The following is a 20,194-nucleotide window of genomic DNA, read 5'->3' on the forward strand; positions in this document are numbered from 1 at the left end:
CTTAGACTATGGAGGTGATTTCAAAAGATGAATTTAAAGAACTTGCAAACTATCATACTGATGGTTGCGTAAGCATTTACATACCGACACATTCTTCAGGTATGGAAGTCAATGAAAAATACGATACACTCGTTTTTAAAAACAATGTTCAGAAGGCAAAGGTTCAGTTAATCGCAAAAGGTTTGGAAATTAAAAAGGTTGACTCCATTCTTTCCCCTGCGCTTGAGCTGATTAAAAATGAAGAATTCTGGAATAAACAATCTAACGGCCTTGCAGTATTTCTGGCTCCTGGATTCTTCAAACTGTATCAGTTACCTTTACCTGTTAAGGAAGAAATTTTGGTGAACAGCTCTTTTCTTCTTAGTCCGATTCTGCCGGTAATGGAAAGGAGGCATCGTTTTTATTTACTTGTTTTAAGTAAACATGCCTGCAAATTTTATGAAGGAGACCAGTTTCAAATGAAAAAACTGGAAATTGAAGAATTACCAACCGGAATAGATGATGTAGTACCCTTTGAGCTTAAAGAAGCCAGACAAATTCATAGAAGAGCCGGCGCAGCCGCCGGAGCAGCAGCTTCTGTAGGTGCTAGTTTTCATGGACATGGTTCCGGCCTATCCGATGAAGACGAGTACTTACTGCAATACCTTAAAGAAGTTGATCAGACTTTATGGAGCGAGGTGCTTCATAATCAACACGTTCCTTTGGTTTTGGCATCTGTAGATTACGAAATTGCCTATTACAAGCAGATTTCGAACTATAAACATATTGCTGATGTTTGCCTTTCGGGAAACTTTGAGCATGAAGACAGACATAGTCTGTATTTAAAAGTAAAAGAGAAGCTGTGTCCTTATTTCAGAGAATATAGCAAAGACGCTTTAAAGAATTATTACAATAATTCTGCTAAGGAACTAACAACTTCAATTCCTGAAGAGGTTATTCCCGCTGCTTATTTTGCGCAGGTTTCTGATCTGTTTGTTCAGAAAGACCAGCATCTCTGGGGAAGTTTCGATGAAAGCAATAATTCAATTACTATTAACGAAGAAAAGCAATTAGATGATGAATGCCTGGTAAACAAGGCAATTGTTAAAACGCTTATGAATGGTGGGGAAGTGCATATGCTTGAGAAAGAAAAAATGCCTGCGGATAGTCCTATTGCAGCATTTATGCGCTATTCTCTTTAGTTAAGTAGCAAGCGTTTGTTATTTAAAAAGAAAGGAATTATCTAATCTTCAAAATGACAAACGCTTTTTATATTACTATCTTTTTCGTAAATTATTATCTAACTAAAACCTTTTGCAAATAACTCAGAAACACTAAAGTCATCTTTTACCTGTTTTCTCCTGCTAAATTTCCAAACTATTGCAAAGGCGGCTATTGCACCGAAAAATGCCGCAGTTAGCAACAATTCCGGATTGTTTACCTGCTTCGGTATATATTGAACTCCATTCTTATTTGTTCGTGCAGGCTCTTTAACATACCTTCCATAGATTGGAACAGCTTCCTTCTCGAAATTATCAATAAGGTTTTTTAATGACTCAATTAATTCTTCGCCATACATAGGATAACCATGTCCGGTAGCGGCCGACTGAGGTTTAAGATCGAGGAGCTTCTGGACTGAATCTTTAGCAGCGATCCAGTCAATTGTAAAATATTTTGGCGGACCGGATAGTACATGTTTCTGCGTCATTACAGAAAAAGCAGATTCCTGTTTTGTAGTAACAAAAGCATCTGCTGCTATCAGAGTTCGGTCGCTCTCTCTGAAAAGTGAAACTTGTCCCGGGGAGTGTCCGGGAGTATGGATAAATTTCCAATCGGGCAAACCCGGGACATCACCTGCTGTGTTTAAACGATGAACTCTGTTTCCCAAATCTTTCGGACTTTTTGGAAATGTCCACGACAGAAGGCTCATTAACCCCCCGCCCACCATTGGATCTGGTGGAGGATAGGACGAAACACCTTTCAAATAAGGGAGTTCCAGGTAATGTGCGTACACTGGGGCATTCCAGGAGGTCAATAATTCTTCCAGTGCTCCTACATGGTCGAAATGCCCGTGGGTAAGGATTATAGCAGAAGGTTTGGCACCTTCACCAAAAATATCCTCCGCCATCCGCCTAATCTTTTCGGCAGAGCCCTTTAAGCCAGCATCAATTAACACCCAATTATTTCCACCGTTCTCGCCGGAAGCAACCATATAGACATTAACGAAGGTTATTTTCATTCCCCAAACACCCGGAGAAACTTGATAATATTCCAATCCAGAGCGTTTTATTGGAGTATATTCAGTATTCTTCACTATTTCCATAGGTAAATTGTTAGATTTTGTCTAAACACTGAACAACAACCCTGGGTAATAGGTTTAAAATATTTTAGTGTATTAGCAAAATTTACCAATTAAGATTTTAATCATTCAATATAAAATATCCTGCCACAACAGTCACAGCCTTTCCGGAAAAAAGAACTCTGTCACCTGCAAGTTTCACTTTAACCTCTCCACCCCTGGTCGATGCCTGATAAGCCAACATTTCAGTTTTTCCCAGTCGTTTCGACCAATAAGTTGTCAGGCAGCAGTGCGAAGAACCCGTAACCGGATCCTCATCGATACCATGCGAAGGAGCAAATGATCGTGATACAAAATCATATTTCGATGACTTGCCGCCCTTACTGGTAATAACTATCATCTCCTGATCTTTAAGTTTATTAAAATCAGGCCTACAAGCAACAACCTCTTCTTCAGAAGACAATTCAACTAAGTATCTTGTCTTCGAAAACACTACGTTAACAGGTTTAACATTCAACGCGCTTAATGCCTCGGGCGGTAAAGCCCTGTCCTCTTCAAACGAAGCCGGAAAATCAAGTTCAATCCAATCACCTACTTTTGCAGCTGTAAGTGTTCCGCTACGTGTATAAAATCTTATAGTTTCATCACTCTTGATAACACCTTCCTGCCATAAGATATGTGCACTCGCTAATGTAGCATGACCACACAGATCTACTTCAACTGATGGTGTAAACCACCTTAAATTAAAACCATCTTTAACTTTTACTAAAAATGCGGTTTCCGATAAATTATTCTCCTCAGCAATAGACTGCATACTCTCTTCAGAAATATCATCATAAAGCACGCATACACCTGCCGGATTTCCCTTAAACTGCTTTTCGGCAAAAGCATCTACCTGAAAAAATCTGATTTTATTCATATTTATATTACCGCTTTTTATAACTGAGTAAAAATTAGCTGTTTAAACACCGGGACTTTCTAATATTTCTAATTGACATAGAATGTCTTCTTCCTTTATCGGGAAAGGTTCATCCTTGCGGATATAAGCAAAAACAGCATCAAATAAACGATTGTAATTTCCTTTTAAAGCTGTAGAATATTTTGTGGATTTGTTTCCATTCGCATCTACTGTAATTAAAAGGCCCTCAAGTCCATCTGGTTCAACTCCGTAAGATCTGTCTGCCGGCGAAATTCCCTTATCAAGCTGTTCTTCCTGAATATCAGTTCTTTCCTTTATAAAACTACCGCTGGTTCCGTGAAGTACAAATGCAGGTAAGGGATTCGCCGTTAACAAACTCGCCGTTACAAATACATTTAATCCTTCAGGATAAACTAAATGAACGGTCATGTAATCATCTACCTTAGAATCGGGCCTGAATGTCCTTAGCGCTTTAAACCATTTTAATGGTTTCCCGAAAATACTGATTATCTGATCGAGCAAATGCGGCCCCAAATCATAACTCAGGCCACTTGCAGGAACAGGATTTTCTTTAAAAGATTTCTTACTAATCTCCCTGCGGTAGCGATCGAACCTGAAATGTACCTCTATTAATTTACCGAGTTTACCACTTTGTATTGCAGCCTTTACCGATTGAAAATCGGAATCCCATCTGCGGTTTTGATAAACCATTACCTTTCGGCCAACCGTTCGTGCTAAATCGAACAATTCCTTCGCTTCTGAAGATGTAGAAGCAAACGGTTTTTCAACCAATACATGTTTACCTGCCAATAAAGCTTTTTTTGCAAACTCGTAATGGGTGTTGTTGGGAGTATTAACTATTACTAATTCTATTTTAGGATCAGCCAATAATTCTTCAACAGAATTATAACTGATTATATCAGGGTAGCGAGACTTGGCTTTTTTCTCATTTCGTTCTGTAACCGCATACAGGTTGAATCCTTTATGGGTATCAATAAATGGCGCATGGAATAATCTCCCGGACATTCCATACGATAAAATCCCGGTTACTAACTGACTTTGCATATTTTTAACTTGATGATATTATTATTATTCCTCATTTAGTTGATATCATTTTAAGTTAGCTGCATACTTTATGCCGCCAAGTAAATGTTTTAAAAAATACTCATCCGATTTAAATGCATCTGATGTATGACCTAAAGCGGTATAGAAAACTCTGGATCCTTCAAATTTGTGATACCATGAAACAGGATGCTCCGAGCCATTTTTACCTCCTTTATACGACTTTTCATCTACTTTTAACAATACATTTATATTCTTATTTGTATACCTGAAATTATACCATTCATCAGTATGTTTCCAGGGAGATATTAAAGATTTGGTTGCAGGATGTCTTGTATCTACCAGTGTCAAAACAGCCTCCTGAATTGGCGGATGGTCTGTAAAATAAGCCCCTATCATCTTCCCGTACCATTCCCATTTGAACAGGCAGTCCGTAGCAGCATGAATACCTGCAAAACCGCCTCCGTTCTGAATATATTTCTTGAAAGCCGCTTTCTGCTCATCATTAAAAAATTCACCCGTCGGACTTAAGAATATTATTGCCCGGTATTGTTTCAAATTCTCAGACGTGAATTTTGAGGGATTCTCTGTGGTGTCGGCAATGAAATTATTTTCTCTGCCCAGTTTTTGAATAGCTACTATCCCGTCTTTTATACTCGCATGCCTGTAACCCACTGTCTTTGAAAATATAAGAACCTTTACGGACTTTAATTTGATATTATCTGCTTTAAGCGATACACATAATAACAGAGGAACAAGTAATAGCAAGAGTTTCTTCATAGCCTTTAATTAAGAAAGCCTAAGTTATAAAACTTAGGCTTTCCAAATAAATAATAGTTTGATTTGAATGTATTATGCCAAATTTCTACCGGCATTTACTATCCCATAAACTGTTCTAATGACAAGCTTATTGTAAATTGCAATTTGTTTTTCGCTTAAATTTTCAGACTGCAACTTTTGTAATGCGTAGTGCTGTATGGTAACCAGTGGCAAGATAATTTTCTCTCTTAGAGCAATTGAACGCCGCTCTACAGGGTATTGCTCCATAATCTCTGACGTACCTGTCATTTCAAGGATAAGATCCCGGGTAAGTTCAAATTCATATTTAAGCTGTTTCCAGAAAGCTCCAAACTCTTTATCTTTTTCGAGATGAGCAGTAATTCGGAAATCAGACTTCGACATAGACATCATACAATTGTCTATCATCGTTTTGAATTGTCCTGAAGTAACATACAAACGTTTCACCTCATCCCAGCTCCCGTTCGTTTTAACTTTTTTTAATGCAGATCCTACTCCGTAAAATCCCGGAATATTTTGTTTTAACTGACTCCAGGCCGTTACAAAACTAATTGCCCGCAAATCTTCAAGTTTGAGTTCCGCACCAGAATTACGTTTAACCGGCCTGCTGCTGATATTAATCTGAGATAATAGCTTTAACGGACTGTAACACTCCAGGTATTTTAAAAATAAAGGATCTTCGCGTAAAGCAACAAATGAATGATGACTTTCATTCGCCATAACATCAATTAATGCTTTTTCAGACGCATTTAATGTATCCTTATCATTATGTGTGTCAAGAGATGACACCACGCCGGCATTAATTAATTGTTCGATATTATAATGAGCCGTATCAAAAGACCCGTATTGACTGCTTATGGTTTGCCCCTGAATAGTCAATTGTATATGATCATTGGCAATTTCCTGACCCATAGTAGCATAAAACTTATGAGTTTTACCTCCGCCACGCGCAGGCGGACCACCACGGCCATCAAAAAATGCTAAATCTATTCCATAATCTCTGGCAATGGCTGTAAGCTCAATTTTGGCTTTATATATCGACCAGTTGGCCATTAAATAACCTCCATCTTTGGTACTATCTGAGAAACCCAGCATAATTACCTGCCTGTTACCCCTTTTCTTTAAATGTTCTTTGTAAAATGGGTGAGTATACAAGCTTTCCATTACGTTTGCGGCTGTAGATAAATCTTGAACCGTTTCGAATAGAGGAACAAAATCAACATGGATATCTTCTTTTTTCCACCCGCTCCACATGAAGAGATTGATTAATTGCAGTATATCGGAAGCTTGCTGACAATTACTTATAATGAAACGATGAGATGCTTTTTCTCCTCCTGCATACTGCATCCTCTTCATCAAACGGATAGTTTGAAGTGTATCATTACTTAAATCATCTAACAAATCGGAAGGACTGTCAGCTTCTTCAAATGTTAACTGTGCGAGTTTCTCCTTTTCTGAGAATTCGTCATAACCTTGCGGGAATGGAGAACTTAAATATTGCCGGCATGATTGGTGAGTTTTTCTTAAAACACGGCTATCCTGACGGATATCCAATGAAGCAAAATAACATCCAAATAATCTGACTTTCCTTATCAAATCATCAACATGATTTAAGAAAAGGCTGTCGTGGCTTTCAACAAGAACAGTTTTGATAGCTTCAAGATTTTCAAGAATTTCCTGTTGCAAGTCGCGGGGCTCTTTTACACGCATAAAACTATTCTGATAAAACAGCTGCTGTAAACGATCCATATATTTTTCGACCCCACGGAAAGTTATACGACGCTTAAGGATCTTAAAATCGCGGTAATAACAACGGAAAAGTATTTCCCTTAATATCTCGGATACGTCTTTAGTACTTTTAGAGGTAACATTTGGATTGCCGTCTCTGTCTCCTCCTGGCCAAAAACCCAGCTCTATGAGTTGAGGATTAATAAAAGCCGGACCTTCAAACTCATTTTCTATTTGCTTTTGAAGATTAGATACTACATTATAAAACACATTTTCCAAGAACCATGCTAAACTTACAGCTTCATCCACCGGAGTAGGCTTGTTTTTATTAAAAAATGGCGTTTTTCCTAATTGCTGCAACAGCTCATGAATCGAACTTACATTATTTGCCTTTAACGCTTCTGTTAAATCGGTAATAATAGCTAAGACACTTCCAGGATAAAATTGTGTCGGATGGGCTGTTAATACTAATCTTAGTGAAAAATCCTGAAGCTTCTTCTGAATCTGGGCCTTCATCGATGGATTTGAAGCAGCCTGATGTAACAACACAGGCAAGCTTCCGGCATCCTCGTTTTTGCTGGTTTTAGTAAATGCAGAATCTTCAATAGCATCAAAAAGCACAACCTGTCTTTCTATATACTGTATAAACCTGAATAAAAGATCAAAGCGATCTTCTGCCTGAACATATTGTTCGTACTGACCAAAAAAGCTTTCTATTATATCTTCAGGAGCTAAATGATTTTTAACTCCCCCTTCGCAATGCGAGGTGAAAAATGGCAATAATGTTCCTGTGTGTTTGATACGATAGAATGGTAAGGTCAAGAACAAACTGTTATAGAGTTCGAATCTTGTTACTACTTCACTCGTAAAAAGTGCTTCTTTCTGACTTAATTTCATGTTAATTGCTTACGGCATTCGGCAAACAAAAATAGCAGGATAAAACCGTATGCAAAATTTAGGACGATAAAAAGACATAATAATTATGATTTTATCGTCCTAAATGAGTTTTTGAACTGAAAACTAACTTAGTTTAAGATTTATCCGTTTATAATCTCCCCGCCATTGGGATGAAGAACCTGGCCTGTTATGTAACTTGAATCTTCTGAAGCGAGAAAAAGATAAGAAGGAGCGACCTCTTCCGGCTGTCCCGGCCTGCCTAAAGGCACATCACTTCCAAACTTTGCTACTTTATCTTCGGGAAATGAAGAAGGAATTAACGGCGTCCAAATCGGTCCTGGTGCTACCCCATTGACACGTATACCTTTTTTCGCGAGATTTTGAGAAAGAGATCTTGTAAATGCAACAATTGCACCTTTGGTAGAAGCATAATCTAACAAATGGCTGCTTCCGCGATATGCTGTTACAGATGTCGTATTAATTATAGAACTTCCTTTTTGTAAATACTTTAACGCTGCTTTTACCAAATAGAAATAGGCGAAAATATTAGTACGGAAAGTTTTTTCCAATTGCTCTGAAGTAATCTCTTCTATATTCTCCTGGGGATATTGGACAGCCGCATTATTAACTAAAATATCCAGGCGGCCAAATTTTTGGATCGTGTCTTCAACAATTTTTATACAATGCTGCTCCTCTCCGACATCGCCTGATATTAAAAGACATTGCTGCCCTTCTTCTTCTACTTCCTTTTTTGTTTCTTCAGCGTCCGTATGCTCATCAAGATAGGAAATTACAACGTTAGCACCTTCTCTTGCAAAAAGAACCGCTGCCGCACGTCCAATTCCACTGTCGCCACCCGTGATAATGGCAACTTTTCCTGCCAGTTTGGAAAACACATCCTCTCCTTCAAAAGCAGGCCTGGGTGTCATCTTAGACTCAATACCAGGCTGTTTCGCCTGATGCTGAGGCGGCTGTATGTTTTTTTCTTCATTGGATTCTTGCATAGCTGTAAGTTTAGATAGATGATAAAAGTTTAACACCAACCCACAGCTGTAGTTTTAAAAATTCGGATCGGTGAATAATCATATTCTTCATTTAAAGCTCGACACATAAGTTCGAATTCCGAAGATCTGAGTCTTTTCCATTTCAAGCTTTTGACCTGCCTCAAACTCCCTCCCTTTTACTATACTTGTTCAATGCTATTTGACGATCGTTTTAAGACAATTGCGGGGCCATCCGAAGGAATTTTCAGGGATAAGGGTAGTAAATTTCTGGCTTATGCCTATCCTGTTCGCACTGATGAAGAAGTAAAAGGTCATATATCCCTTTTAAAGGCGCATCATTCAAGGCCAGCCATCATTGCTGGGCGCTCCGGATAAGTCCGGACAGGGCTGTCTTCCGCATTAATGATGATGGAGAGCCGAACGGAACCGCTGGAAGGCCAATATTAAACACTATATTATCTTATGATGTAACCAACATCCTGGTTGTTGTTGTCAGATATTTCGGCGGCACTCTATTAGGCGTACCGGGGTTAATAAATGCATATAAAACAGCCACAGCAGACGCATTAAAAAATGCTGAAATTATCGAATTAACTGTAAATGATGTTTATATGATCTCATTTGACTATCTTCAAATGAATGATATTATGAAAATAATTAAGGATTATGGGCTGAAAATAATTCACCAGCATTTTGAAAATTCATGCCAGATAGAACTCGAAATCCCAAAGGCCCAAATAAATCCCATCGTATCAAAATTCGAAGCTATTAAACTGGTAACTCTTACATATCTCAGAACATTATGAGCCCTATTTCTGAAACCGATCTTATATTAAATCCTGATGGCAGTATTTACCATCTTAACCTTTTACCAGAAGATATCGCTGATACAATTATTACAGTTGGAGATCCAGACAGGGTAAGTGAAGTATCGATACATTTTGATTCGATCGAACTAAAGAAGGAGAAAAGAGAATTTATTACGCATACAGGTTATATAGGCTCTAACAGAATAACTGTTGTATCAACAGGAATTGGCACTGATAATATTGATATTGTTCTGAATGAATTAGATGCTCTGGCAAATATCGATTTTGACTCACGCATTGAGAAACAACAAAAAAAATCGTTGAATATTATTCGTATCGGAACATCAGGATCATTACAGGAAAGCATTTCAGTCGACAGTATTCTGGTTTCTGAATACGCAATTGGGCTCGATAGCCTCATGCATTATTACAATCAATCTTTAAGTTTAGAAGAAGAACATTTTAAGCGGGCAATAGAAAATCATTTTCAGGGACTCGCCAACATATCCCCTTATGTAGCTAGTGGCGACAGTGATTTATTACTTAAAATCGGCAAAGATTTAAAACGTGGAATTACCATAACTGCGCCCGGCTTTTATGCGCCTCAAGGTCGAATGCTCCGGGCCCGAAGTTCAAATGATAATTTAATTAAAAGCTTTCAAAATTTTCAATACAACAGTCACAGAATTACAAATCTGGAAATGGAGACAGCCGGCTTATATGCCCTGGCAAATGTTCTGGGCCATAAGGTAATTTCTGTAAACGTTATAGTAGCCAACAGAATAAACCTGCAATTTAGTAAAGCACCTCAAAAAACTGTACAGCAAGCAATTGAACATGTTTTTCAAAAATTATTTTAGTCTTAATTAAGTTTATTTTGTTTATTTTCATGTAGCATTTTTATGCACCTGATCAAATCTAAACCTAATTACTTTATCATGAAAAAATTTGGCAAAATCATCGTCTACATTGTCTTATCGCTGGCAATAATTGTCGGAGCTTTATTAAGTTATGTTAAATTCGCACTGCCTAATGTCGGAGAAGCTCCCGATTTAAAAGTTGAACTGAGTCCTCAAAGAATTGAACGAGGTAAATACCTTGCAATGCATGTTACAATCTGTATTGACTGCCATTCTACACGCGACTGGAGTAAATTTTCAGGCCCCTTAGATCCAGATAAAATTGGTGTAGGAGGAGAAAAATTCGATGAAGCGGCTGGCCTCCCGGGGACTATTTACAGTGCAAACCTAACCCCTCACAACTTGAAATCCTGGACAGACGGAGAGATATTCAGAGCAATAACAACCGGAGTTAAAAAAGATGGTTCAGCTATTTTCCCCATCATGCCATATGATTCTTATGGAAAAATGGATAAGGAAGATATTTATTCCATTATTGCTTTCTTACGAACATTACCAGAAAAGAACACTTCTATTCCAGAAAGAGACCTTGATTTTCCCTTAAATTTTATAGTTAATACTATTCCTCAAAAAGCAAATTTCCAAACACTACCCCCTCCTTCAAAGGAATTGGAATATGGTGCTTACTTAGTTAATGCTGCCGCATGCATCCATTGTCATACAAATTTTATAGATGGAAAATCTGTCGAAGGCATGGAGTTTGCAGGAGGTCGCGAGTTCATGTTACCGGGGGGATCGGTATTTACCGCTAATATTACCCCGGATAAAGAGACAGGCATTGGCAATTGGACCAAGCAGCAATTCGTAGAAAAGTTTAAACTATTTGCTGATTCTGGCCATATCATGAGAACGGTTTCAGCAACCGACTTCCAAACTGTTATGCCATGGACCATGTATGGTGGCATGAAAAGTCAGGATATTGAGGCTATATATTCATATCTCAGAACGGTGAAGCCTATTAAAAATCGGGTTACAAAATTTGTTCCTGCCAAAGGCTAAAATAAAAAGGATAGACATCTGAGTCTTTTTTGATGTCTATCCTTTTACCTTACAGGCTACTGCAGATTGTAGTGTTAAACCCGATTCTTTTCGAATTGATGGTCTACATAGATTTCATCTATTTCATTTTTATACTTTTCCATTATAACCTTCCTTTTAATTGTTCCTTTGGGTGTTAATTCTCCATTATCGATAGACCATTCATAAGGCAGGAGATAAAACTTTTTAACTTGTTCTACGTGACTGAATTCAGCATTATATTTATTAACAAGCGATTGATAAAAAGCAATTACTTTTTCTTCTTTTACAACCTGATCGTTGGACTCGTAAGGCACCTGGTTCCTGCTGCACCATTCCTTCAGATTTAAGAAAGAAGGAACCAGTAAAGCCGACGTGAATTTTTTCTCGGGCCCTAGTACGATTATCTGTTCGATATATTTATTTTCCTTCATCTTATTTTCAATAGGTAAAGGAGCTACATACTTACCACCTGCGGTTTTAAAAATTTCTTTTTTACGATCAATGATCTTAAGAAACTTACCATCCACGATTTCGCCAATATCCCCCGTATGAAACCAGCCATCCGTCAGTACTTCTGAAGTTAAATCCGGCTGTTTGTAATATCCTTGCATAACGTTTGGCCCCTGACAAAGAACCTCTCCATCATTTGCAATCTCAACTTTTACATCGTCGATTACCATACCCACTGTACCAAACATCCTTTCCTTTTTATCATAATGATTTACTGCGATAACAGGAGAAGTTTCAGTAAGTCCGTAACCTTCCATTATAACAATATTAGCAGCAGTGAAAATTTTCTCAAGTCTAATCTGACAGGCAGCGCCTCCCAAAACAATAGCCTTTACATTCCCTCCGATTGCAGCCCTCCATTTGCTAAAAACAAGTTTATCAGCTACTCTCATCTGCATTCTATAAAATAAACTTCCTGATGAGTTAATTTCATATTGCTCAGCAAGATGAATAGCCCAATAAAAGATCTTCCTTTTAACACCTTTCAACTTGTTACCTTCTGTTAAAATCCGCTCATAAACTTTTTCAAGTAAACGCGGCACAGATGCAAAAACATCAGGTCTAACTTCTTTTAGGTTAGCTCCAATCGTTTCCATGTTTTCTGCATAATAAATTGAAAACCCATTAAATAAATAGCAATAGGTTATCATTTTTTCGAAAATATGGTTTAGAGGTAAAAAGCTAAACGCTTTTTTCTCTGTTAATGGAATCTGAACCAGTACCTTATAACAGGCTTTTACATTACTTAGAATATTTTTATGAGTAAGCATTACTCCCTTAGGACGACCAGTAGTACCCGATGTATAGATAATAGTTGATACATCGTTTTCTTGTACCTTATTTGCTGTTTTTTCAAGTAAGCTCTGATCTTCTGAGCTCAATGGCTGAAGTAAAGTTTTCCAACAAACTCCATCTTCAACATCATTATATGTAAAGATTTTTATAGATGCTGGCAGTTTATCCGCAATCTTTTTTACATCGAGATAAAGCTCCTTACTTTCTACAAAAATCATTTTAACATTAGCCTCCTGAAGAATCATTTCCATTTCATGCATACCAATCGTGGGATATAATGGAACTAAAATAGCGCCGGTTTGCTGAACGGCTAGATCAGTGATTACCCACTCAGGTCTGCCTGTGCTAATTAAACCTATTTTATCTCGTCCTTCAAGACTTCCATCATTTCCAGATACACCTAATTTAAGGAGGGATCCCGCCAACTCAGTGATCATCTGGTGCACCTCAGAAGTACTGTAACTATGCCAGTTTCCATTCATTTTAGCAGCTAACAGGTCGGGCCTTGGCGCACTCGCCTGAACTTGTATGCAGTCGAACAATCTGGTTACGGTTTCCATATCAAATTAAATTAGGTGTATCTCATTCTCAAAAGCAATAGCTATTTTCTTCAATAATTTTTGCAGCTATCTTTCTTCTGCATGCTGTGGCATTCAAGTCATCTGCTTTAGTAAAGCGTTTTAATCCCATGAGCATTAACTTTTTTTCATCTCCTTCTGCAAAGGAGTTAAGTGCTTCTTTGCCTGCCTTATAAATACGATCCGCAGCATCGTTGATATAAACTTTCATAATTTCAACCTGCTCGGCTACGGTGTCCGTGTTTTTTTGACTCAGTTTCTCTACTCTTAATTGCAAAGATTCAGATATATAAACCTCAATGGTCATATCAGCCAGATACATTAATATTTCCTGCTCTTCAGAAAGATTTTTATTTAGTTTTTGTACTGCGGCTCCGGCGACTAGTAATACAGCCTTTTTAAAATTCGCGACATACTTTTTTTCCTTTGTAAAGATGTCTTCTCCGGTTCCATTAAAATCAGGGATACTCAATAATTCAGAAGCAACTTTTTTTGCGGGTCCCATCAAATCGAGCTCACCCTTGAGCGCTCGTTTCAGCATCATATCTACTATCAATAGTCTGTTAATCTCATTAGTGCCTTCAAAAATCCGGTTTATGCGGGAGTCGCGATAGGCTCTTTCCATCGGGGCTTCAGTACTATATCCCATCCCCCCGTATATTTGAACACCCTCGTCTACTACATAATCCAATGTTTCTGACCCATGAACTTTAATGATAGCGGCCTCGATAGCAAACTGTTCCGTTCCACTTAATTTTGCCTCGGCAGCATCCATGCCGTTTTCAATTAAGTTTTGTATCGCATCCTCAATATTTTGACCTGTTCTGTACACTGCCGACTCTGTTGCATACGTGCGGATCGCTTGTTCTGCCAGTTTATACTCGATAGCACCGTATTTTGCTATCGGTTTCCCAAATTGCTGACGTTCATTGGCAAATTTCACCGATTGTGTGATGACATTCTTTGCGGCCCCCAGTACGGCGGCTCCTAATTTGATCCGGCCTATATTTAAAATATTCAGGGCAATTTTAAAACCTTTACCCCGGTCTGAAAGTAAATTACCAGCAGGTATTTTACAATCATTAAAAAAAACCTGCCGGGTTGAGCTTCCCTTGATACCCATTTTATGTTCCTCCACATTCAAGGTAAAGCCTTCCGTTCCTTTTTCGACAATAAAAGCACTCAGATCTTTATCATCGCCAATTTTCGCAAAAACCGTAAAAACATCGGCAATACCTGCATTGGTGATCCACATTTTCTGACCGTTAAGTATATAATGTTTGCCATCATCAGATAATACGGCTCTCGTTTTTCCCGAATTTGCGTCCGATCCGGCGGAAGGTTCTGTGAGGCAGTATGCGCCCTTCCATTCTGCACTTGCCAGCTTAGGGATATATTTATCCTTCTGTTCCTTATTTCCGTAATATAAAATTGGTAAAGTTGCGATACCTGTATGAGCAGAAAAAGCAACCGAAAAAGAAGCTCCTGCACCAGTTTTTTCACTAACTAACATAGAAGTATTAAAATCTTTGCCAAAGCCGCCATATTGTTCAGGGATTGAAATAGCACATAATCCTAATTTCCCTGCTTCATCTAAAAGCCTTGTCATAAGACCATCTTCCTGAGCATCAATTCGACTGATGACAGGAATAACATTCTGTTCTATAAAGCCCTGACAAGTCTGAGCAATCATTAATTGTTCATCCGTCCAGTGTTCTGGAATAAAAACATCTTCTGCCTTTGTTTCTCTTATTAGAAACTCGCCACCTTTTAATGGATTTAATTGAATGGAGATACTCATACTGTAGGTTTTATAAGGTTTATAAATTTGATGTCTCAGCTCTACTTCATAAGGTCGTTATTCGTTTAATTACAGTCGTTCAAAAATACCGGCCGCCCCCTGGCCCGTTCCTACACACATGCTAACCATCCCATATTTGCTATTTCGTCTTTTCATTTCGTCAAAAATCTGAACCGAAAGTTTAGCTCCGCTGCACCCTAACGGGTGACCTAAAGCAATAGCCCCGCCATTAACATTTACCAACTCCTGGTTTAGATCCAAATCACGTATTATTGCAAGCGATTGGGCAGCAAACGCTTCATTAAGCTCAATTAGGTCTATATCCTTTTGCTGCAGGCCGGCCATTTTCAAAACCTTCGGAATGGCTATTATCGGACCAATACCCATTATACGAGGCGGAACTCCTCCCACAGCATAATTTACCATACGTGCGATGGGAACCAGATTATTTTCTTTAAGAAATCGTTCGCTAACAACCATTACAAATGCTGCCCCGTCGCTGGTTTGAGATGAGTTACCGGCGGTGACCGTTCCGGTGGATTTAAATACGGGCTTTAGCTTTGCCAGGGCTTCAATTGTAGTGTCGGCCCTTGGCCCCTCATCAATATTTACTATAAGATCCCGGCTCCGTCCTTTTCCGCTTTCATCGATATATTTTTCAACTATTGATACCGGAACTATCTGTTTATCAAATTTCCCTTCTTTTATGGCTGATATTGCTTTTTGATGAGAATTAAAAGCGAACACATCCTGGTCTTCCCGACTTATTTTATATTGCTCAGCTACTGCTTCAGCGGTTAAACCCATACCCCAGTAATAGTCAGGATGATTAAGCGCAGTATCAGCATCAGGAACAACCCGCCATCCACCCATAGGTATAAGACTCATACTTTCCACTCCACCGGCAATAATACAATCGGCCAGACCTGAATGAATTTTAGATGAAGCTATAGCAATCGATTCTAAACCAGATGCGCAATACCTGTTCACTGTCATTCCCGGAACTTTATCCGTGTCCAGCGCAAGTAAAGAAATAAATCTTCCTATGTTTAACCCTTGCTCGGCTTCGGGCATAGCGTTGCCAACAATCACATCGTCTATTTGCTCATTCTCAACGTTCGGCACAGATATCATTAATTGCTTAATAATATCGGAAGCTAGTATATCGGGCCGGGTAAAACGGAATCCTCCGCGGTTGGCCTTACCAACTGCACTTCGGCAAGCTGCTACTATATATGCATTCATGGCTACCCTGTTTAATTTCTCAATATTTTTCCTCCTGACAGAACAGATTGAATTCTTTCCAGAGTTTTCTTCTCTCTGCACAACGATATAAAAGCTTCTCTTTCAAGATCCAGAAGATATTGTTCAGAAACTATGCTTGCTTGGGATAAGTCCCCGCCTGATAATACATAAGCAAGCTTTTTCGCTATTAATGCATCATGCTCGCTGATATAATTGCCGGCAAGCATATTATTTGAACCTACATATCCCAAACCTAATGCAGGTTTACCTAAGACCTTGATATCATTTCTTCTGACAGGCTGAGAATAACCGTCTTCCCACATTTGCAGGCAATGACTTTTTGCCTGAGCGAGAAGCCTGCTTCTGGAAACAACTACTACATCCTTATCTTTACGAAGGTAGCCTAAAGCAAAAGCATCATGCGCTGATGAAGATACTTTAGCCTGTCCAATAGTTAAAAACCTATCTCGAAAAGCGTTCAATTCTACATCTCCTTCATTCAACGAATCTGATAGTCTCAATGCAAATTCTTTAGAGCCACCGCCAGCAGGAATTAATCCTACCCCAAATTCCACCAGGCCCATATAAAGTTCGGCATGAGCCACCACCTTATCAGCATGCAGGCATAATTCACATCCTCCACCAAGTGCCATTCCATGTGGCGCTGCTACTACTGGAATAGGAGAATAACGAATACGCATCATGGTATTCTGGAAGGACCTTATAACAGAATTTAATTCATCCAGCTCATTTTCTACGGCCATCATAAAGATCATAGCAATATTGGCCCCCGCACTGAAATTTGCTCCTTCATTGGAGATAACAAGCCCCTTATATTCACGTTCCGCAATATCAATAGCTTTATTGAGACCTTCAATCACTTCGCCGCCAATGGTATTCATCTTTGTATGAAATTCAAGGTTCAGTATTCCATCACCCAGATCTGTAATTGTAGTGCCCTTATTGCTCCAAATGGTGTTCGAACCTTTAAGATTTTTCAAAAGAATAAAAGACTCAGTGCCTGGAATTTTTTTGTAGGTTTTAGACTCAATATCATAATATAACCGAAGCCCATTTCCTAGTTTATAAAATGAAGTGGCTCCGCTTTTTATCATTTCATATACCCATTCAGAAGGCTTTACTCCTGCTGCCTCCATTTCCTGAATCACTTTCTGAGTATCAAGGGCATCCCACATCTCAAATGGTCCCATTTCCCAGCCAAAGCCCGCAGACATGGCAGAATCTATCTTGTAAAGTGCTTCAGAAATTTCAGGGATACGCCTGGTTGAATATGCGAACAGCTCATAAAATGTAGAACGGTAAAACTCGCCAGCTTTGTCCTTATCAGCAAACAATACACGTAACCTGGATTTTAAATCATCTATGGTTTTGGTAGTTTCTAATACACTAAAATTATTTTTAGGAGGTAACTCGTATTCAAGCTTTTTCAAGTCGAGAGTCAAAAACTCAGTTTTACCATCTACTTTATGCTTTTTATAAAAACCCTGCTCTGTTTTACTACCCAGCCATTGGTTTTCAATCATCACCCGAACAAAATCAGGAATAACAAAAATATCTTTTGCTTCATCATTTGTAAGGCTTTGAACAAAAGCATTAGCTACATGTACGATGGTATCCAGTCCCACCACATCACTGGTTCTGAAAGTGGCAGATTTCGGATGTCCTATAACTGGCCCGGTAAGTTTATCAATTTCCGCAACTGAGAGTCCTGTTTTTTCGGCATAATGCAGTGTGCTCATGATACTGAACATCCCGATTCTGTTACCGATAAACCCTGGGGTATCCTTGGCTAAAACTGTAGTTTTTCCCAGAAACTTTTCACCATAATAAATTAAAAAATCAATTACTTCCGAAGAGGTTTCTGTAGCAGGTATAATCTCAAGAAGAGGTAAATAACGTGGAGGATTAAAAAAATGTGTTCCGCAGAAATGTTTACGAAAATCGTCACTTCGACCCTCGCTCATTAAATAAATAGGTATCCCGGAAGTATTGGATGTAATTAAAGTCCCCGGAGATCTGAATTTATCTACTTTAGTAAAGAGCTCTTGTTTAATCTCAACTTTTTCTATAATTGCTTCTATAATCCAGTCACAATCAGAAATTTTATCCAGATCATCTGAAAAATTTCCGATGGTAATTCGATTTGAAAAAGAAGGGAGATAGATTGGAGATGGATTTGATTTTAAAGTGAGTTGAAGTGCATCACTTACTACTTTATTTCGCTGGATCTTACCAGTTGCAGGAGCGTCTTTAGGAAGTATATCCAATAGCAAAACTTCAACTCCGATATTCGCAAAATGACATGCTATGCGGCTCCCCATAACCCCGGAACCTAATACTGCTACTTTTTTAATGTACCGGTTTTTCCATTCCATATTTAAAAGATTAATTTCAATAGGTGGTAAACAATCAACCCATATTCTAAAGCTCAGACTTTCATTATTACCTATTTAGATAATTTGGCACAATTAATTCATTAACCACAAGGAAAATTATTTATTAGTTATATAATCAAGTTACAAATTTCCTTTAACTTATTTTTCCTTAAATAAAAAAAAATATATTACTTAAATCTCTTGCGAAGCCAGGAATATGGAAATTAAATTCATCAAAACTCCACAGGATCAGGCCCTTCCAGTAAGATATTCACAATACGATCTAAATCATCAGAAAAATCCATTGCGGTTATATTTCCAACTTCAATTAATGCGGCAATGTTTTCCTGGGTAGCATTATCAATTTTGGGCTTGGCATTGCGAAAACTAGTAGGTTGAATCCTGATATAGTTACGTTCGTTGCCATGTGCAGCAAATATCTTTTTAAGATAAAAATCGATTGTTTCTGAAGCTGTGGACATCATCAGGTCAATCATAGGTCTTGACCATGCTATTGTTCCCCATCCTATCGCATTATTTATTTGAAAAGGTTTCCTGGCTACCCCTGTGCCAATAGAAACAATAAACATATCCTTAGCGATAGGAAATCCTTTAGAATTGTGTACTTCTGAATAAGCGCACAAAGCGGGGTTATTGGCAAATACTCCCCCATCAACCAGAGGATAAGAAACGCCACTGAGAGATTTAACCAATGCCGTTTCAAAATATGTTGGAGCAGCTGAGGTTGCCCTGCATACATCACAAACTAAAAAATTATCCGAATCACCGGATTTAGCGGCATCGTGCTGAGTAAAGAAATGAGGATTTCTTTTATTAATATTATAGGATGTTATAATACAAGGCTTTAATAATTCACTCAGCTTTATTGACCCGAAGTATTTTTTGAGAATTCTTTCTAATTCTACTACATTATATATTTCATGAATTATTCCCTCAGGATTAGATATTTTCTTCCATATTGAAAGTTTAAAAATTTCGTATCCGTTCTTTATATAAAGCCCTATTGCTTCTTCTGCACTATAACGTGGTTTTTTCGGATCATCTGCAGAGGGGCACAAATACAAACATACAAGAATGCCCCCGGTACTGGTACCAGTAAAAAAGTCGAAATAATCGGCAATCCGAGCATCCGGGTTACCGGATCTCTCCTGGAGTTTTTTTTCTAAGGCAATTAATATTTGACCGGCAATAATCCCGCGTATCCCCCCTCCATCAATCGATAGAATCTTTTTCCTCTTTACCGCATGATTCTGCACCTGGGGTCCGGAAAACCACTTGTTGGCAGATTTAAATAAATGACGAATAATTCCCAAAATCCTTTAAATACTAAAGTATTTACACTAACCTATGAAAAAAAAAAATCACAATCAATCAAGAAAAAATTCTTTAAGCGTAAATAAATATCCGCTTTTA

Annotated in this window: 16 protein-coding genes and 1 pseudogene; 6 read left to right on the forward strand and 11 right to left on the reverse strand. The window is 38.3% G+C overall.

The features are described 5' to 3' along the window. The first annotated feature begins 8 nt into the window (after positions 1 to 8). Positions 9 to 1,181, forward strand: coding sequence for a baeRF7 domain-containing protein (locus WG906_RS07235; RefSeq protein ID WP_339991889.1), 1,173 nt, complete (start codon positions 9 to 11; stop codon positions 1,179 to 1,181). 98 nt (positions 1,182 to 1,279) lie between these two features. Here the strand turns inward: WG906_RS07235 and WG906_RS07240 are convergent, their stop codons facing one another. From WG906_RS07240 to WG906_RS07265, 6 genes are all read right to left on the reverse strand, one after another. Beyond that, positions 1,280 to 2,302: an MBL fold metallo-hydrolase gene (locus tag WG906_RS07240; protein ID WP_339991890.1), complete on the reverse strand. Its 1,023-nt coding sequence runs from the start codon at positions 2,300 to 2,302 to the stop codon at positions 1,280 to 1,282. A gap of 97 nt (positions 2,303 to 2,399) precedes the next feature. Continuing rightward, positions 2,400 to 3,197 (reverse strand): PhzF family phenazine biosynthesis protein, encoded by a 798-nt coding sequence (locus WG906_RS07245; RefSeq protein WP_339991891.1) that lies wholly within the window; start codon positions 3,195 to 3,197, stop codon positions 2,400 to 2,402. Between the two features lie 42 nt (positions 3,198 to 3,239). Then, positions 3,240 to 4,262 (reverse strand): Gfo/Idh/MocA family oxidoreductase, encoded by a 1,023-nt coding sequence (locus tag WG906_RS07250; protein WP_339991892.1) that lies wholly within the window; start codon positions 4,260 to 4,262, stop codon positions 3,240 to 3,242. Between the two features lie 45 nt (positions 4,263 to 4,307). Then, complete coding sequence (locus WG906_RS07255) at positions 4,308 to 5,039, reverse strand: ThuA domain-containing protein (protein ID WP_339991893.1); 732 nt, start codon at positions 5,037 to 5,039, stop codon at positions 4,308 to 4,310. 72 nt (positions 5,040 to 5,111) lie between these two features. Further along, complete coding sequence (locus tag WG906_RS07260; protein WP_339991894.1) at positions 5,112 to 7,682, reverse strand: phosphoenolpyruvate carboxylase; 2,571 nt, start codon at positions 7,680 to 7,682, stop codon at positions 5,112 to 5,114. 140 nt (positions 7,683 to 7,822) lie between these two features. Further along, positions 7,823 to 8,686: an SDR family oxidoreductase gene (locus tag WG906_RS07265; RefSeq protein WP_339991895.1), complete on the reverse strand. Its 864-nt coding sequence runs from the start codon at positions 8,684 to 8,686 to the stop codon at positions 7,823 to 7,825. A gap of 192 nt (positions 8,687 to 8,878) precedes the next feature. On the opposite strand from WG906_RS07265, the gene WG906_RS07270 reads away from it, so the two are divergent. The 5 genes and pseudogenes from WG906_RS07270 to WG906_RS07290 all read left to right on the forward strand — a co-directional run bounded on the left by WG906_RS07270 (position 8,879) and on the right by WG906_RS07290 (position 11,414). After that, entirely contained in the window at positions 8,879 to 9,061 is a 183-nt protein-coding gene (locus tag WG906_RS07270) for a hypothetical protein (protein WP_339991896.1), read from the forward strand. Beyond that, positions 9,058 to 9,195: pseudogene (locus WG906_RS07275) on the forward strand (YigZ family protein); the annotation flags it as partial. The gene WG906_RS07270 and the pseudogene WG906_RS07275, both read left to right, overlap by 4 nt. A 138-nt stretch (positions 9,196 to 9,333) precedes the next feature. Then, the gene (locus tag WG906_RS07280; RefSeq protein WP_339991897.1) at positions 9,334 to 9,492 is read left to right on the forward strand and encodes a hypothetical protein; all 159 of its coding nucleotides are present in this window, start codon (positions 9,334 to 9,336) and stop codon (positions 9,490 to 9,492) included. Then, positions 9,489 to 10,355 (forward strand): nucleoside phosphorylase, encoded by an 867-nt coding sequence (locus WG906_RS07285; protein WP_339991898.1) that lies wholly within the window; start codon positions 9,489 to 9,491, stop codon positions 10,353 to 10,355. The genes WG906_RS07280 and WG906_RS07285 overlap by 4 nt, the downstream gene beginning before the upstream one ends. A 78-nt stretch (positions 10,356 to 10,433) precedes the next feature. Next, positions 10,434 to 11,414: a c-type cytochrome gene (locus tag WG906_RS07290; protein WP_339991899.1), complete on the forward strand. Its 981-nt coding sequence runs from the start codon at positions 10,434 to 10,436 to the stop codon at positions 11,412 to 11,414. 74 nt (positions 11,415 to 11,488) lie between these two features. Here WG906_RS07290 and WG906_RS07295 read toward each other — a convergent pair whose 3' ends face one another. The 5 genes from WG906_RS07295 to WG906_RS07315 form a co-directional block, all read right to left on the reverse strand. Then, positions 11,489 to 13,300, reverse strand: a complete 1,812-nt coding sequence (locus tag WG906_RS07295) for an AMP-dependent synthetase/ligase (RefSeq protein WP_339991900.1) — start codon at positions 13,298 to 13,300, stop codon at positions 11,489 to 11,491. A gap of 28 nt (positions 13,301 to 13,328) precedes the next feature. Continuing rightward, positions 13,329 to 15,119: an acyl-CoA dehydrogenase FadE gene (locus WG906_RS07300; RefSeq protein ID WP_339991901.1), complete on the reverse strand. Its 1,791-nt coding sequence runs from the start codon at positions 15,117 to 15,119 to the stop codon at positions 13,329 to 13,331. A 69-nt stretch (positions 15,120 to 15,188) separates the two neighbouring features. Beyond that, positions 15,189 to 16,364 carry an acetyl-CoA C-acyltransferase gene (locus WG906_RS07305; RefSeq protein ID WP_339991902.1) on the reverse strand — a complete coding sequence of 392 codons (1,176 nt, stop codon included), beginning with the start codon at positions 16,362 to 16,364 and terminating at the stop codon, positions 15,189 to 15,191. Between the two features lie 11 nt (positions 16,365 to 16,375). Then, on the reverse strand, positions 16,376 to 18,760 hold the full coding sequence (locus tag WG906_RS07310; protein WP_339991903.1) for a 3-hydroxyacyl-CoA dehydrogenase/enoyl-CoA hydratase family protein: 2,385 nt from the start codon (positions 18,758 to 18,760) through the stop codon (positions 16,376 to 16,378). A gap of 233 nt (positions 18,761 to 18,993) precedes the next feature. Beyond that, the gene (locus WG906_RS07315) at positions 18,994 to 20,094 is read right to left on the reverse strand and encodes a patatin-like phospholipase family protein (RefSeq protein ID WP_339991904.1); all 1,101 of its coding nucleotides are present in this window, start codon (positions 20,092 to 20,094) and stop codon (positions 18,994 to 18,996) included. Positions 20,095 to 20,194 lie beyond the last annotated feature (100 nt).

Origin of the sequence: Pedobacter superstes (assembly GCF_037622515.1) — a bacterium.
GTDB lineage: Bacteria > Bacteroidota > Bacteroidia > Sphingobacteriales > Sphingobacteriaceae > Paradesertivirga > Paradesertivirga superstes.

Bases quoted from the DNA above. Each gene is read 5' to 3' on its own strand.
- WG906_RS07300 (WP_339991901.1), bottom strand. From the start codon at position 15,119: ATGAGTATCTCCATTCAATTAAATCCATTAAAAGGTGGCGAGTTTCTA.
- WG906_RS07290 (WP_339991899.1), top strand. From the start codon at position 10,434: ATGAAAAAATTTGGCAAAATCATCGTCTACATTGTCTTATCGCTGGCA.
- WG906_RS07245 (WP_339991891.1), bottom strand. From the start codon at position 3,197: ATGAATAAAATCAGATTTTTTCAGGTAGATGCTTTTGCCGAAAAGCAG.
- WG906_RS07280 (WP_339991897.1), top strand. From the start codon at position 9,334: ATGAAAATAATTAAGGATTATGGGCTGAAAATAATTCACCAGCATTTT.
- WG906_RS07235 (WP_339991889.1), top strand. From the start codon at position 9: ATGGAGGTGATTTCAAAAGATGAATTTAAAGAACTTGCAAACTATCAT.
- WG906_RS07285 (WP_339991898.1), top strand. From the start codon at position 9,489: ATGAGCCCTATTTCTGAAACCGATCTTATATTAAATCCTGATGGCAGT.
- WG906_RS07265 (WP_339991895.1), bottom strand. From the start codon at position 8,686: ATGCAAGAATCCAATGAAGAAAAAAACATACAGCCGCCTCAGCATCAG.
- WG906_RS07250 (WP_339991892.1), bottom strand. From the start codon at position 4,262: ATGCAAAGTCAGTTAGTAACCGGGATTTTATCGTATGGAATGTCCGGG.
- WG906_RS07270 (WP_339991896.1), top strand. From the start codon at position 8,879: ATGCTATTTGACGATCGTTTTAAGACAATTGCGGGGCCATCCGAAGGA.
- WG906_RS07305 (WP_339991902.1), bottom strand. From the start codon at position 16,364: ATGAATGCATATATAGTAGCAGCTTGCCGAAGTGCAGTTGGTAAGGCC.
- WG906_RS07310 (WP_339991903.1), bottom strand. From the start codon at position 18,760: ATGGAATGGAAAAACCGGTACATTAAAAAAGTAGCAGTATTAGGTTCC.
- WG906_RS07260 (WP_339991894.1), bottom strand. From the start codon at position 7,682: ATGAAATTAAGTCAGAAAGAAGCACTTTTTACGAGTGAAGTAGTAACA.
- WG906_RS07240 (WP_339991890.1), bottom strand. From the start codon at position 2,302: ATGGAAATAGTGAAGAATACTGAATATACTCCAATAAAACGCTCTGGA.
- WG906_RS07255 (WP_339991893.1), bottom strand. From the start codon at position 5,039: ATGAAGAAACTCTTGCTATTACTTGTTCCTCTGTTATTATGTGTATCG.
- WG906_RS07295 (WP_339991900.1), bottom strand. From the start codon at position 13,300: ATGGAAACCGTAACCAGATTGTTCGACTGCATACAAGTTCAGGCGAGT.